Source organism: Glycomyces tenuis DSM 44171 (assembly GCF_000427885.1).
Lineage (GTDB): Bacteria > Actinomycetota > Actinomycetes > Mycobacteriales > Micromonosporaceae > Glycomyces > Glycomyces tenuis.
The window spans coordinates 79,021-91,773 of the sequence record NZ_ATYW01000023.1 but is presented as its reverse complement, the minus strand read 5'-3'; the positions used below and the strand labels follow the sequence as shown (position 1 = coordinate 91,773).

At 73.6% G+C, this 12,753-nt stretch carries 10 protein-coding genes; 4 read left to right on the top strand and 6 right to left on the bottom strand.

Annotated features, from left to right (window positions below; all coding sequences use genetic code 11):
* Nucleotides 1-83: 83 nt before the first annotated feature.
* The 3 genes from YWW_RS32215 to YWW_RS0121855 all read left to right on the top strand — a co-directional run bounded on the left by YWW_RS32215 (nt 84) and on the right by YWW_RS0121855 (nt 3,514).
* Entirely contained in the window at nt 84-2,381 is a 2,298-nt protein-coding gene (locus tag YWW_RS32215; protein WP_051326171.1) for a GMC oxidoreductase, read from the top strand.
* Entirely contained in the window at nt 2,368-2,697 is a 330-nt protein-coding gene (locus YWW_RS0121860; RefSeq protein WP_026931784.1) for a hypothetical protein, read from the top strand. Before YWW_RS32215 ends, YWW_RS0121860 begins: the two co-directional genes overlap by 14 nt.
* Before the next feature lie 613 nt (nt 2,698-3,310).
* Complete coding sequence (locus YWW_RS0121855) at nt 3,311-3,514, top strand: cold-shock protein (RefSeq protein ID WP_026931783.1); 204 nt, start codon at nt 3,311-3,313, stop codon at nt 3,512-3,514.
* A gap of 218 nt (nt 3,515-3,732) precedes the next feature.
* On the opposite strand, the gene YWW_RS0121850 is transcribed toward YWW_RS0121855, so the two are convergent.
* Nucleotides 3,733-4,227 (bottom strand): hemerythrin domain-containing protein, encoded by a 495-nt coding sequence (locus tag YWW_RS0121850; RefSeq protein WP_211228652.1) that lies wholly within the window; start codon nt 4,225-4,227, stop codon nt 3,733-3,735.
* Nucleotides 4,228-4,292: 65 nt separating this feature from the next.
* Nucleotides 4,293-4,973: a polyamine aminopropyltransferase gene (locus YWW_RS0121845; RefSeq protein WP_051326170.1), complete on the bottom strand. Its 681-nt coding sequence runs from the start codon at nt 4,971-4,973 to the stop codon at nt 4,293-4,295.
* 188 nt (nt 4,974-5,161) lie between these two features.
* Here YWW_RS0121845 and YWW_RS0121840 point away from each other — a divergent pair, with 188 nt between their 5' ends.
* Nucleotides 5,162-5,740, top strand: a complete 579-nt coding sequence (locus tag YWW_RS0121840) for a dihydrofolate reductase family protein (protein WP_026931780.1) — start codon at nt 5,162-5,164, stop codon at nt 5,738-5,740.
* A gap of 121 nt (nt 5,741-5,861) precedes the next feature.
* On the opposite strand, the gene YWW_RS0121835 is transcribed toward YWW_RS0121840, so the two are convergent.
* Genes YWW_RS0121835 through YWW_RS0121820 form a run of 4 tightly spaced genes read right to left on the bottom strand, consistent with a single transcriptional unit; the run spans nt 5,862 to nt 12,747 of the window.
* Nucleotides 5,862-6,809, bottom strand: coding sequence for a carbohydrate kinase family protein (locus tag YWW_RS0121835; protein WP_026931779.1), 948 nt, complete (start codon nt 6,807-6,809; stop codon nt 5,862-5,864).
* Nucleotides 6,806-8,050 (bottom strand): AGE family epimerase/isomerase, encoded by a 1,245-nt coding sequence (locus YWW_RS0121830; protein ID WP_026931778.1) that lies wholly within the window; start codon nt 8,048-8,050, stop codon nt 6,806-6,808. Before YWW_RS0121830 ends, YWW_RS0121835 begins: the two co-directional genes overlap by 4 nt.
* On the bottom strand, nt 8,047-10,200 hold the full coding sequence (locus tag YWW_RS37010) for a glycoside hydrolase family 36 protein (protein WP_026931777.1): 2,154 nt from the start codon (nt 10,198-10,200) through the stop codon (nt 8,047-8,049). The genes YWW_RS0121830 and YWW_RS37010 overlap by 4 nt, the downstream gene beginning before the upstream one ends.
* A gap of 12 nt (nt 10,201-10,212) precedes the next feature.
* A complete protein-coding gene (locus YWW_RS0121820; protein WP_026931776.1) occupies nt 10,213-12,747 on the bottom strand; it encodes a glycoside hydrolase family 2 protein in 2,535 nt (844 codons plus the stop codon).
* Nucleotides 12,748-12,753 lie beyond the last annotated feature (6 nt).

Here is a 12,753-nt window from a genome sequence, read left to right as displayed (position 1 = left end):
ATCTAGGTAATTCTCACCGACGCGAACCCCGCCGGGACCGTGCGACCTTGTCCCCGAGACACGCACCCGGGGAGGGGAACACCATGACCGAGCGCATGGACGCCGACGTGATCGTGATCGGCAGCGGATTCGGGGGCGCCGTGGCCGCCGCGCGGCTCGCCCAGGCCGGCCACGCCGTGCTGGTCCTCGAACGCGGCGGGAGATGGAGGCCCGGCGACTTCCCCCGGGATCCGGACCTGCGCAAGGGATGGCTCTGGCAGGCGGGCGGCGGGCTCTACGACATCCGCTGGCTCGACCGCATGGCCAGCGTGCAGGCCGCCGGATGGGGAGGCGGATCGCTCGTCTACGCCAACGTGTTCGCCCGCCCCGCGGACGGGGCGCTCGACCCCCGCTGGCCCGCGCACCTGCGCCGCGAAGCGCTCGACCCCTACTACGACCTCGCGGCCCACATGCTGGAGGTCGCCCCGACCGGCCCCGACCCGCGGACCGGCCGCGTCCCCGAGCGCACGGCGCTCGTCGAGGACCTCGCGGCGCGGAGCGACATCGTCGAGGCCACGATGCGCCCCAACCTCGCGGTGACCTTCGGCGATCCCGAGCAGTGGCGGCCGAATCGCCACGGCGTCCCGCGCCGGGGCTGCGCCTTCGTCGGCGAATGCGTGCTCGGCTGCAACCACGGGGCGAAGAACACACTCGACCACAACTACCTCGCCGTGGCCGAGGCCGCCGGCGCCCGGGCGGTCACCGACGCGCAGGCGGAGCGCATCGAGCCGTGCGACGGCGGCTACGACGTCCACGCCTCGACGCCCTCCGACCCCGAGGCGCCCGAACGGCGGTGGCGGGCGGGGAAGGTCGTGCTGGCCGCCGGCGCGATCGCGACCACCGAGCTCCTGCTGCGCGCCCGAGACGTGCACCGGACCCTGCCCGGACTCTCACGGAGGCTCGGGCACGGCTTCTCCGGCAACGGCGACTTCCTCACGATGGCCGAACTGCGCCGCCGCACCGGCGATGCGGCCGACACCGGAGACATGACCACCGGGCCCACCATCACCACCACGACGGTGCTGGACGTGCCCGAAGGGCGGGAATCGGTCTGGTACCAGGTCCAGGACGGCGCCGTCCCGATGCCGCTGCGCGAGCTGATCGATTCGGTCATCCCCGGCCGTCGGCTGCGCGCGCGGTGGAGGCGGATCCGCGGCACCGACCGGCGCCGGGGCTTCGCCGTCCTCGCCATGGGCCGGGACTCCTCCGACGGCGTGCTGCGGCTCGGCGACGACGGGAACGCCGTGCTGTCATGGCGCACGCGGTGGCAGGCGAAGCTGCACCGCTCGCAGTCCCGCGTGGGGCCGCTGCTGGCCCGCCAGTTCGGCGCCCGCATGAGCAATCCGCCGACGTGGTCGCTGCTGCGCCGGACGGTCACGGTGCACGCCTTGGGAGGGGTGCCCGAGGGCGAGGGCCCCGAGACGGGCGTCGTCGACGAATACGGCGAGGTGCACGGCCATCCGGGACTGTTCGTCATGGACGGGTCCAGGCTTCCCGCCGCCACCGGAGTGAACCCTTCGGCGAGCATCCTCGCCGTCGCGGAGCGCTCGGTCGAGGCGATGATCCGGCGCTCGGGCCGGACGGGATGGCGCGCACCGGAATGGGACGACGTGGCGCCCGCCCCCGTGCCGGAGGACGCGGCGTTCGACTTCATGGCCGAGCGGCGGGCCGCCACCGCGGGCGACGGCGTCGGGTTCGGCGAGCGGATGCGCACGCCGAGACGACGGGCACCGGTGGCGGACCTGAGGCTGAGCGCCCGGATCCGGAGCATGGACCGCTTCCTCGCCGACCCGGCCCATCCGATCGCCGTGCGGGGCCGGATCGACGTCGAGGGCGTCGTCACCGGCGCGGACGTCGCCGGAACCCTGTCGCTGTTCCCCGAGGGCCGGCCCGAGGCCATGTCCTACGCGCTGACGTTCCGCGACGGCGACGGCCGCGATTGGAAGCTCTCCGGTGAGAAGACCGTCCGCTCCCGCACGCCGGTCGCGCTCCTGCGCGGACTGACCACACTGCACACCCGGATCCGACCCGCGGAAGGCGGGCCCGAGGAGGGCGTCACCGCGGTGGTGACGATCGGTCTTCCCGAGCTGCTGAGCCTGGGCGCCTCGATTCGCGGGCAGGGCTTCACCCGCGCCCGCCGCCTGCGCGCCGCCGCGCGCTTCGCCGCCTTCTTCGCGAAGTCCGCCCTGCGGAGCACCGACGACCCGGCGCCCCCCGCGAGGCGTCCGCCGACCAGGCCGCAATCTGATGCCGTTCGACCGCTCCGAAGCCGCCCCGGAGGCGTTAAGGTCGATGTCCAGTGTTCGGCAGGAACGGAAGGGGACGGCCATGGCTTCAGATGAGGAAGCTCCGGGCGAAGACCTGGACGCCGGAGCCGAGCAGGAGTTGCCTCTCGAGGTCGCGGCCGGTCCCGAAGCGGTGGCCCCGGACCTGGTCGGCGTGGCCCGGCCCCGACCGGTCGTCATCGCGGCGGTCGTGGCGGGTGTGACGGCGGCCGCCGTGATCGGCGCCAAGATCGCCTACGACCGTCGCAGGTCCGCCAAGGGCTACAAGCAGGTGGTCCATCAACTGGAGGACGCCAGGGACGCGCTGATCGCGGCGACCGCCGAGATGCCGGAACGAGGCCGTGCGGCTCTGCGGCGGATGGCGCGTCGCTAGGCGCACCCTCGAATCGGCACCCGACGCGCTCACCGCGGTCCGGCGAGCGCGAGTACCCGTGTCGCCGGCGTTCCGATCTCACTTCGGGACGACGCGGCCTTCCGATGGTGTACTGTTGGCCGAGGCGTGCGGTATCGAAACCCGCAGCCACCGCTGAATTTCAACCACTACTCGTGGTCAATGTGCCCTTTCCGCACATCGTTGCTGAAATCCTTCGGGCACTCTCAACGTCGCCGGTCATGTGACGAGACGACGTTTCTGTACTTCCAACGAATCAGGTCGACATCTCTTCAATCGCAACACACACCGCCTCGCAGAGCCGTATCCGCTGGAGGCGGGCCGCCGAGGACGTCCACGCCGCGACACTCGACGGCGAGTTCGCCGGATTCATCGCGGTCAGCGGACCCCACCACATCCTTTACGGCCCTCACTCGCAGGTCCTCGGCGTCTACTGGACGCTCGACGAGGCCCGCGCCGCCCTCGACCTGGAATCGGCGGCGTCCGAGCCGCCGAGCGCCTTCTCGAGCGCATCATGATCTTCCGCGCCGGCGCCGTCGGCGCGGACCGAAGAAGGACCGCTTCGCGATCCACAACGAAAACAGGAGTGATTTCCATGGCAACAGGCACCGTCAAATGGTTCAACGGCGACAAGGGTTTCGGATTCATCGCCCCCGACGACGGCTCCGCGGACGTGTTCGCGCACTTCTCGGCGATCCAGGGCTCCGGTCGTCGCGACCTGGAGGAATCCCAACAGGTCGAGTTCGACATCGAGCAGGGCCAGAAAGGCCCTCAGGCCACCAACATCCGGCCGCTCTGACCGGGTTCGAACGGTCGAAGCGGCAGCAGGACCCGCCGCTTCGACCGTTCCGGCCCGAGGGCCGTACGAGCGGGTACCGCGACCGCCGGTGACGGACTCCCGGTGGCTCCGCCCCGGCGACCCGCCGATCGACCTCGGTCGGTGTGCGGTCGGCGGTGTTCGGGATCTATACGGGTGCCTGCTCGCGCCGAACCCGCCGGTGTCGTCGGCCCGGCCGGTCAGGCGAGCTCGCCCAGGAGCGTGCGCGGGTCGCCGTCGGGCGCGACGGCGTCCAGCACCTCGATGAGCCGGCGCTCCTCGTAGCCGAAGTGCGACTCCATGATCGCGCCGATGCCGTCGAGATGCCGATGCAGCGCCTCGGGATCCGCCTCGGACGACAGCGCGGCCGAGAACTCGCCGAGGAGGTGCTCGAGCATGTTGTGGTCGCGCACCAGATCGTCGACGACCGGCTTCAGGTCGGGACGCGCCGCGAGGATCTCGGGGAACAGGCCGGTGTCCTCGCTGCGGTGGTGGCCGCTGAGCGCGGAGCAGAACCCGCGGCAGAACACCAGCAGATCCAGCCCTTCGGGGATGTCGACCTCGCCGTCGATCGACCGCCGGGCGAGCTCCAGCGCCTGCCGGAGCCGCTGGTGGACGGCGCGCAGCTGGCCGCCGAACGCGGCCATGCGGTCGGTCTCGGAACTGATGGTCGGCCCCTTCGTGTCGACCTCCAATATGCCCGATCCCTCAGGCCGCCGCCACTCGCGGCGGCCCCGCGGCGCCGCCGGTTCGGCGCGGCTCACCGGCCCTGGGCCGGGATTCGCCCGATATAGACGGTGTTGGCCGACTCCTCGTCCTGGAACGGGTTGGGGAAGGCGATGCGGTGGGCCTCGGTGCCGTCGAAGACCTCGGACAGCAGCTCGAGGAAGTCGTCGTCGGCCGGGTCGTCGGACCACATGCCGAACACGCCGCCCGGCCGCAGGTGCGCGGCGAGGCGCCCGAGGCCGGCCGGAGTGTAGAAGGCGGCGTGGGCCGGGTGGAGGAGGTGGCGCGGCGAGTGGTCGATGTCGAGCAGGATCACGTCGTGGCGGTGGCCCGCCGGGCGCGGTTCCGGCGGAGCCAGCGCCGAGGCGAAGAAGTCGCCGTGGACGATGCGGGTCCGCTCGTCGCCGGTGAGCTCGGCCGCGTGGGGGACCAGGCCGCGCCGGTGCCAGTCGATGACGGGCTCGAGGGCCTCGACCACGGTCAGCTCGGTGACGCGGGGGTCGGCCAGGGCGGTGCGGGCGGTGTAGCCCAGGCCCAGGCCGCCGACCATGACCGCGAGCCGATCGGCGCGGGCCGCGGCCAGCCCCAGGCGGGCGAGCTCGGTCTCGGCGGCGGTGAACAGGCTGGACATGAGGTACTCGTCGCCGAGTTTGACCTCGTAGACCTCGGCGTCCGCGACCGGATCGTGGCGGCGCCGCAGGCTCACCTCGCCCATGGCGGTGGCCTGGTAGTCGAGTTCTTCGAATCGTGTGGGGATGTCGGCTCCTCATTTCGCGCCCGTTCGGCCTTCTGGCCCGCGTAGAAGACTACTAGTCCGGGCATCGGAACCGGCGGCGATGAGTTTCGCCGCGGTGTCTCGTCCGTATCTGCGACAGCCGACCACTCGCATTCGAGGAGCGCGCCATGACCGCCACGTACACCTGGGACGTCTTCACCACACTCGACGGCTACGGCTCCTATGGCCCGGACGGCGACTGGGGCGGCTACTGGGGCAAGGAAGGCCCCGAGTTCCTCGGCAACCGCCTCGCCGTGCTCGGCGGGGAGCAGCGGATGGTGCTCGGCGCCACCACCTTCCGGCAGTTCACGGAGCTGCTGGGCCCCATCCCCGAGGCCGAGCTCGACCCGGTGAACTCCCGGATGCGGAGCATGCCGACGACGGTGGTGTCGAACACGCTCGAAGGGCCGCTCGACTGGCCGGACGCGACCGTCCTCAGCGGTGACGCCGTCGACGTCGTCGCCCGGCTCAAAGAGGAGTCCGAGACGCCGCTGCGCTCGCACGGCAGCCTGTCGCTGAACCGGGCGCTGATGGCCGCCGGGCTCGTCGACCGCGTCCAGGTGACGATCTTCCCCGTGGTCAGCGGCCGGACCGGAACCGACCCGCTCTTCGAGGGCGCGGCCGACTTCGACCTGGAGCTGCTCGAGAGCCGGACCTTCGACGGCCGCAGCCAAGAGCTCGTCTACCGGCCCGCCCTCCACGTCTGAATCCGTCGGCACCGCGCAGGCGGACGCCGACCTCGCCCGCGCCTGGTCGACCGGGCGCTCTACGGGGCGGCCCCGCCGAGGTCTTGACCCCGCCGGCAGGACCGCCCCGCAGGCGGCGCTCTCAGGCGCGCTCCGGCGACCGGACGAGTTCGTCCCTGGTCGGCGGGTCGGCGCCCGGGCGCGAGACGGTGATCGCGGCGGCCCTGGCGGCCTCGGCCCCCGCCAGCCGCAACTGCTCGAGGCTCAGGGCGGCCAGGACGCCGCGCGCCTCCTTGCCGCGCGCCCCGAAGCCCATGAGCGCGTCGATCAGCGCGCCCATGAAGGTGTCCCCGGCGCCGATCGTGTCGGCCACGGCCACCGGGACGCCGGGCACGTCGATGACGGCCTCGCCGCGCACCAGCACGCTGCCCTCGGCCCCGAGTGTCACCACGACCAGGAGCGGGCCCCGCCCGGCCCACGAACGCGCCACCTCGACCGGGTCGGCTCCCGGGTGGTACCAGGCCAGGTCCTCGTCGGAGACCTTGACGACGTCGCTCAGGGCGATCAGCCGCTCGACCCGCCGCAGCGCCGGTCCGAGCTCCGGGGTGATCGCCGGACGCGCGTTGGGGTCGAAGGTCACCAGCGAGCGCCCGCGCGCGGCCCGCATCGCGGTCTCGACGGCGTCGGCCCCGGGCGCGAGCACCGTCGCGATGGACCCGGCGTGGAGGGCGGCCGGGTCGCCGTCCGCCGCCTCCGCGATCCGCTCCGCCGTCAGGTTCCAGGCCAGGTCGAACTCGTATGCGGCCGAACCGTCCTCGGCCAGGTCGACCAGGGCGGTGGAGGTGCGCCCGGTCGACGGCGGCTCCGCCACCACGCGCACCCCGGACTCCTCCAGCCAGCGGCGCACGGTCGCGCCGTTCGCGTCGTCGGCCAGGACGGTGGCGAGCACCGCTTCGCGGCCGAGCCTGCCGAGCGCGACCGCCACGTTGGCCGAGCTGCCGCCCGGCGTCTCGCGCGAGCCGTCCTCGGTGCGCAGGATGTCGACGAGGGCCTCGCCGATCACCGTCACGGTGCCGTCGTCGGCGCTCATGCCCGGCCTCCGATCAGGCCTTCGCGCAGGGCCCGCGCCAGCGTCGGCGCGAGCGGCAGGCGAGGCAGCAGTGTCGCCTGGACCGCGTGGTAGAGATCGGGTTTGCCGTCCCACACCGAGGCGCTCGGACGGTTCCGCTGGTCGAGCTCGTGCCACCACGAGCCGCCGTCGCGGTCGATCAGGCGCCGCTCGGCGTAGTCCCACCACGTGGCGTACCGGTCGGCGTAGCGGTCCTCGCCGGTGCGGCGGTGCAGCGCCGCGGCCGCCGCGATCCCCTCGGCCAGGACCCAGTGCATCCGCCTGCGCACCACGGGGACACCGTCCCAGTCGACCGTGTAGACGAAGCCCTCGGCCCCGTCCGCGTCCCAGCCGTCGGCGGCGGCCCTGTCGAACAGGCGCGCCGCCGCCGCGGCCAAGGCCTCGTCCCCGCCGACGGCCGCCTCCACGTGCAGCATCAGCCGGGACCACTCCAGGCCGTGCCCGGGCGTCGAGCCGAAGGGCTTGAAGCGGTCCTCCGGCCGCTCGCGGTTGAGTTCGAGGTCGGGAGTCCAGTCCGGGCCGAAGTGCTCCGGCAGGCGGTCGCCGTGGGAGGCGGCGAGGCCCGCGGCGAAGCGGGCCGCACTCGCCGCGCGGTCCCGCCACGCGGCCGCCCCGGGCTCTCCGGTCGCCTCCAGGGCGTCGGCGACGGCGAGGAAGGCCTCGACCGAGTGCATGGTGGAGTTGAGCCCCCGGTAGTCCTCGGCCCGCTCGAAGTCCGCGTCCCAGGCGTCGAGGGGCAGCCCGGCCCGCTCGTCCCAGAACCGCTCGAGGTAGACCTCGGCGGCGTCGGCGAGGAGCGGCGCCGCGCCGGGGCGCCCGGCGAGCAGCGCCGAGGAGGCCGCGAGCAGCACGAAGGCGTGGTCGTAGCAGGACTTCCCTCCGGCCCGGTCCGGTTTGCCGTCGGCGTCGAGGGCGTGGAACCAGCCGCCGCGCTCGCCGTCGCGCAGCCGCCCGCTCAGGCCGGCCAGCGCCGCGTCCGCGATCGCCTCGCCGCCGGAGGCGCCGAGCAGGGAGGCGAGCGAGTACACGTGGGCGGTCCGCGCCGTGATCCACGTGTGCACGCCCTGGGCGGGGTCCGGTTCGCCCTCGGCGTCGAGGTAGGCGGCGCCGCCCTCGGGCAGTGCGAGCTTCGCGCCGAACGCCAGCAGCCGCTCGCATTCCGCCGCGAGCCTCCGCTCGTCCGGTCTGGGCAGGGATGTCACGGGCGCTCCTTCGTTGCGTTGTCGTCGGCCGCGGTGAGGCGCAGGACGCGCGCGGTCGGGGCCGCGGTCTCGGTCCGGACGCGGAGCACGCCGTCGGCGGCCTCCCACGTCCACTCCCATGATCCGACACCCGGGGTCTCCGGCGCGGGGAAGCACCGCTCGATCGTGACGTTCCGTCCGCGCAGCGCGGGCAGCGGCAGCTCGACGCGGTCGCCCGCGCCCGGCAGGCGCCACACGGTCAGGACCGCCTCGTCGCCGCCGTGCAGCGCCATGGCCTGCCAGGGGCCGCGGTGCTCGAGCCCGAGCGGCCAGGACGGCACGGCCCGCGCGAGGAACGGCAGGAGCCCGCGGTGCGCCTCGACCGCGTCGCCGACGAGCGCCAGCCGCGCCTCGTCCATGGACGCGAGGTGGCCGCTGAGGTAGAGCCGCCCGGTGATCCCCGCGACGAGGGTGAACGCCGACTCCTCGGCGCTCATCTCGGGCTGCGCGTAGCCCCAGTGCCCGGCCTGCTCGGGGAGGATCGACGCGGGCGTGGCCGCCGCGATCGGCGGGTACAGCAGCGGGTCCTGCTGGTCGGAGGTGGACTGGAGGTGCAGGCGCGAGAGGGTCGCGTAGTCGGCCCGCATCCCGCCCGAGGCGCAGTTCTCGATCAGCAGGCCGCCGTGGCGGGCGAGCACGCCGTCGAGCCAGGCGAGGGTGGCGCGGCAGTGCTCCAGCAGCCCCGCGCCGGGCGCGAGACCGTCCGCATCGGTGCCCGGCCCCGGCATGATGTTGTAGTCGAACTTGAAGTAGCCCACGCCCATGCCGACGAGGCGGTCGACGACCGCGTCCAGGTGGGCGCGGGCGGCCGGGTGGCGCAGGTCGAGGTGGTACCGCCCGTGCTCGACGACGCGCCGCCCGCGCCGCTGGAAGAACGCCTCCTCCGGCAGGCGCCCGGCGAGCGGGGACCGCACGCCGACGACCTCGGGTTCGAGCCAGATCCCGGGGACCATGCCGAGGTCGCGGATGCGGTCGAGCACCTCCGCGAGGCCGCCGGGGAAGCGCGAGGCGCTCGGCTCCCACTCGCCGACCGCGTCCCACCAGCCGCCCGCGTCGTCGTCGTACCAGCCCGCGTCGATGCAGTAGCAGTCCGCGCCCGCGCGGGCGGCGGCCTCGGCCAGCGGGAGGATCTTCGCCGTGGTCGGGTCGCCCATGAGGGTGTTCATGTAGTCGTTGAAGACCACCGGCAGCGGGCGCTCGTGGCGGGCGGTGCCGGTGCGGGCCACGAGCTCGCGTCGGTAGCCGGTCAGCGCGGCCAGGGCCGAGTCGACCGGGTCGCCGCCGCGGGCGACCGCGACCGCCACGGGCACGGACGTGAAGGTCTCCTGTGGAGCGAGTTCGACCGTCCACTGGTGCTCGGCGTCGGCGGGGCCCAGGAGCGCGAGCGAGGCGCCGGTCCGGTCCTCGCCGATCTCCCAGTGCCAGGCGCCGTTGTGCTCGATCTGGAAGGCCAGGCCGTAGCCGCCGTCGCGTTCGACGATCAGACCGGTGGGGAGCCGCTCGCCGGTGGACCACGAGCTGCGGGTGGTGACGGCCATCCGCGCCCGGTTCATGTGGTGGTGCACGGCCGGGTCCATCGCGGGCAGGCCGACCTCGCGCAGCGGCGCGCGGTGCCAGCGGGACTCGGCGACCCAGTCGTTGTCGCCCCACAGCACGTCGAGCCCGTCGACGTCAGAACCGCTGTCGCCGAGGAAGGTGCCGAGCACCAGGGAGGTGACGGCCTGGACGGTGACCGGCGCCGATCCGGCGCGCAGGACCGTCCAGGCGCGCAGCGCCCCGCCGAGCGGGCTCAGCACGCTGGTGACGCGCAGGTCGGTGACCTCGTCGTGCTGGTGGACGTGGAGATCGCCGCCGACGGTCTCGTGTCCTATGCAGCGCAGGCGCGCCCCGACGGCGGTCGAGCTGTACCGGTGGCTGCCGGGGAAGCGCCCGTGCCCGAGCGCCTGCACCTCCACCAGCGGCGGGGTGCCCGCGCTCGGCGCGGGCTCCGGCACCTGCTCGGGGCCGCGGGCCGGTTCGTCCGACGGAGTCAGCGTCAGCAGCGTGACCGGGGCCTCGGGCCCGGTCGCGAGCTCGACGGCCAGGCCGCCGGTGGTCCAGCGAATCGTCACATCGTCTCCCACTCAGAGCAGGTCGTTGGCGCAGCGCAGCGCCGCGGCGAAGGCCTCGGGCTCGCCGCCCGCGGGCGAGTCGATCCGGATCGTCGCGGTCTCCCCGGCGCGCAAGGTGATCATGCCCGAGTCGGCGCGCGCGCCGGGGTCGACGGTGTCGGCGTGGCAGAACACGTCCCTGGCCAGCGAGCTCGCCGTCAGGCGCAGTTCGCAGCCGCCGTCGACGGCCTCGGCCTCGACGCGCAGCGGCTCGGGGGCGAGGCGCTGGTCGACCACTTCGGCGCCGTATCGGTAGGCCGGGGCGAATCCGGCGTCCGCGTCGTCGGCGACGGCGCGGACGTACTCGGCGCCCGCCTCGCCGAACGCGGCGACCTCGGCGGGCACGGTGACCAGTCCGGCGTCGCGCGCGCCCGCCGCCACGTGCACGCTCGCCTTGGCGAGCACGGTGCCGTCGAGGCCCTCGCGGGTCACGGTGAAGGAGCCGGAGAAGTCCTCGCCGGTGTCGTTCACGACCACGAGCGCCAGTGTGTCGGGTTCCGGTTCGAGGCCCTCCCATGCCTGCTCGCGGGCCTCGGCGGAGGCGCGCGGCTGGAGTGTGGCCAGCCGCGGCGCGTAGGCGTCGCGCAGGGCGTGCCACAGCGGCTTGCGGTGCTCGTTGAAGTCGACGGCGGCCCAGGAGACCACCGGCCAGTTGTCGTTGAGCTGCCACAGGACCGTGCCGGTGTTGTGCGGCGTGAGCGAGCGGAAGTGCTCGACGCCGAAGCGGATCGCGTGGGCCTGGTTCAGCTGCGTCGTCCAGTGCCAGTCCTTGATGGACTCCGGGTCGGGCAGGTGCCCGGCCCAGCCGCGCTGGAGCTTCTCGTTGCCCCGGTTGGCCTTCTGGTGGACCAGCATCTGGTGCCCGAAGGGGTCCAGCGGCTCGTCGTGGACGACGCCGGTGAGGGTCGACCACGCGGGCGGCGCCTGGAAGCCGAACTCGGCGACGAAGCGCGGCTTGTAATCGCCGTAGACGGTGTAGTCCACGCGGTTCCACACGTCCCAGATGTGCACGCTGCCGTAGCGCTCGTCGTTCGGGTTCCGGTAGTCGCCGAAGGAGAACGGGCTCGCGGGCGCGTAGGGGCGGGTGCCGTCGAGCTCGGCGACGAGGCGCGGGATCAGCTCGGAGTAGTAGGCGTCACCCCAGCCGCGGTCGCCGACGCGGTGCGCCCAGCCCCAGTCGAGCCAGCCCATCATGTTCTCGTTGTTGCCGTTCCACAGCACCAGCGAAGGGTGGGGGCACAGCCGGGTGACGTTGTCTCGGACCTCGGCCTCGACCTCGCTCCGGAGCGGCTCGTCCTCCGCGTAGGCGGCGCAGGAGAACGGGAAGTCCTGCCACATGAGCAGGCCGCGCTCGTCGGCCAGCTCGTAGAGGTCGTCCGATTCGTAGATCCCGCCGCCCCACACGCGCAGCAGGTTGATGTTCGCCTCCAGCGCGTCGTCCACGCGCCGGGCGTAGCGGTCGCGGTCGATCTCGGTGAGGAAGGCGTGGTCGGGGATCCAGTTGGCGCCGCGCACGAGGACGCGTTCGCCGTTGACCTTCAACAGGAACGGCGCACCGGCCTCGTCGGCGTCGGTGTCGAGCTCGACGGTGCGGAAGCCGACCCGGCCGCTCCATTCGGCGGTCCCGGCCTCGACCGAGACACTGTAGAGCGGCTGCTCGCCGTGGCCCACCGGCCACCAGCGCCGCACGTCCGGCACGTCGACGCGGACGACCGCGGAGTCCTCGCCGGCGGGGACCGCGCCGGCCGCCCGCAGCGCCGTGCCGTCGGGGCCGGTGACGGTGACGACGAGCGGCACGTCCGCGGCACCGTCGCGCTCGATGTCCACATGGGCGTTCAATACGCCGTCGTGCCCGCCGTCGGCCCGCTCGACCACGTCGACCAGGGGCCGCACCGCCGCGATGCGCGCGCCCGACCACGAGTCGAGCCCGATCGGCTTCCAGATCCCGGCGCCCGCGACGTCGATGCCCCAGTCCCAGCCGAAGGAGCAGGCCATCTTGCGCAGCTGGTTGTAGTCGTGGTGGTTGGTGTGCGGCATGGCCCCGTCCCGCTCGGCGCGGGCCGCCGCCTCGGGGACCGGCGCCGCGAAGGTGACGGTGAGCGTGTTCTCGCCCTCGCGCAGCGCCCGCCGCACGTCCCAGCGGTGGCTGCGGAACATGTTCTCGGCGCGTCCCACCTCGATCCCGTTGAGCTCCACAGCGGCCACGGTGTCGAGGCCGTGGGCGACGAGGTCGTGGCGGTCCGATCCGTCGTCGCTCCACACGAACGTCGTGGAGTAGCGCCACGAGGTGTCGCCGATCCACTGCTGCGCGGCCTCGTTGTCGCCGTCGAACGGCTCGGCGATGAGCCCGGCGCGGTGCAGGTCGAGGTGGGCTTCGCCGGGGACGACGGCGGGCACGCCGCCTGCGATCGCGCTGGCCGCGGACGCGGGGGCCTCGGCGGGGAGCGCGGCGGCGGTGAGGGTCCACTCCCCGTGGAGGGCGCGGAAGCTCGCGGGCAGGTAGGTCATGGTGAG

Coding starts and splice junctions, on each gene's coding strand:
- YWW_RS0121855 (WP_026931783.1), top strand. CDS start 3,311: ATGGCAACAGGCACCGTCAAATGGTTCAACGGCGACAAGGGTTTCGGA.
- YWW_RS0121840 (WP_026931780.1), top strand. CDS start 5,162: ATGACCGCCACGTACACCTGGGACGTCTTCACCACACTCGACGGCTAC.
- YWW_RS0121835 (WP_026931779.1), bottom strand. CDS start 6,809: ATGAGCGCCGACGACGGCACCGTGACGGTGATCGGCGAGGCCCTCGTC.
- YWW_RS0121820 (WP_026931776.1), bottom strand. CDS start 12,747: ATGACCTACCTGCCCGCGAGCTTCCGCGCCCTCCACGGGGAGTGGACC.
- YWW_RS32215 (WP_051326171.1), top strand. CDS start 84: ATGACCGAGCGCATGGACGCCGACGTGATCGTGATCGGCAGCGGATTC.
- YWW_RS0121860 (WP_026931784.1), top strand. CDS start 2,368: ATGGCTTCAGATGAGGAAGCTCCGGGCGAAGACCTGGACGCCGGAGCC.
- YWW_RS0121845 (WP_051326170.1), bottom strand. CDS start 4,973: ATGGGCGAGGTGAGCCTGCGGCGCCGCCACGATCCGGTCGCGGACGCC.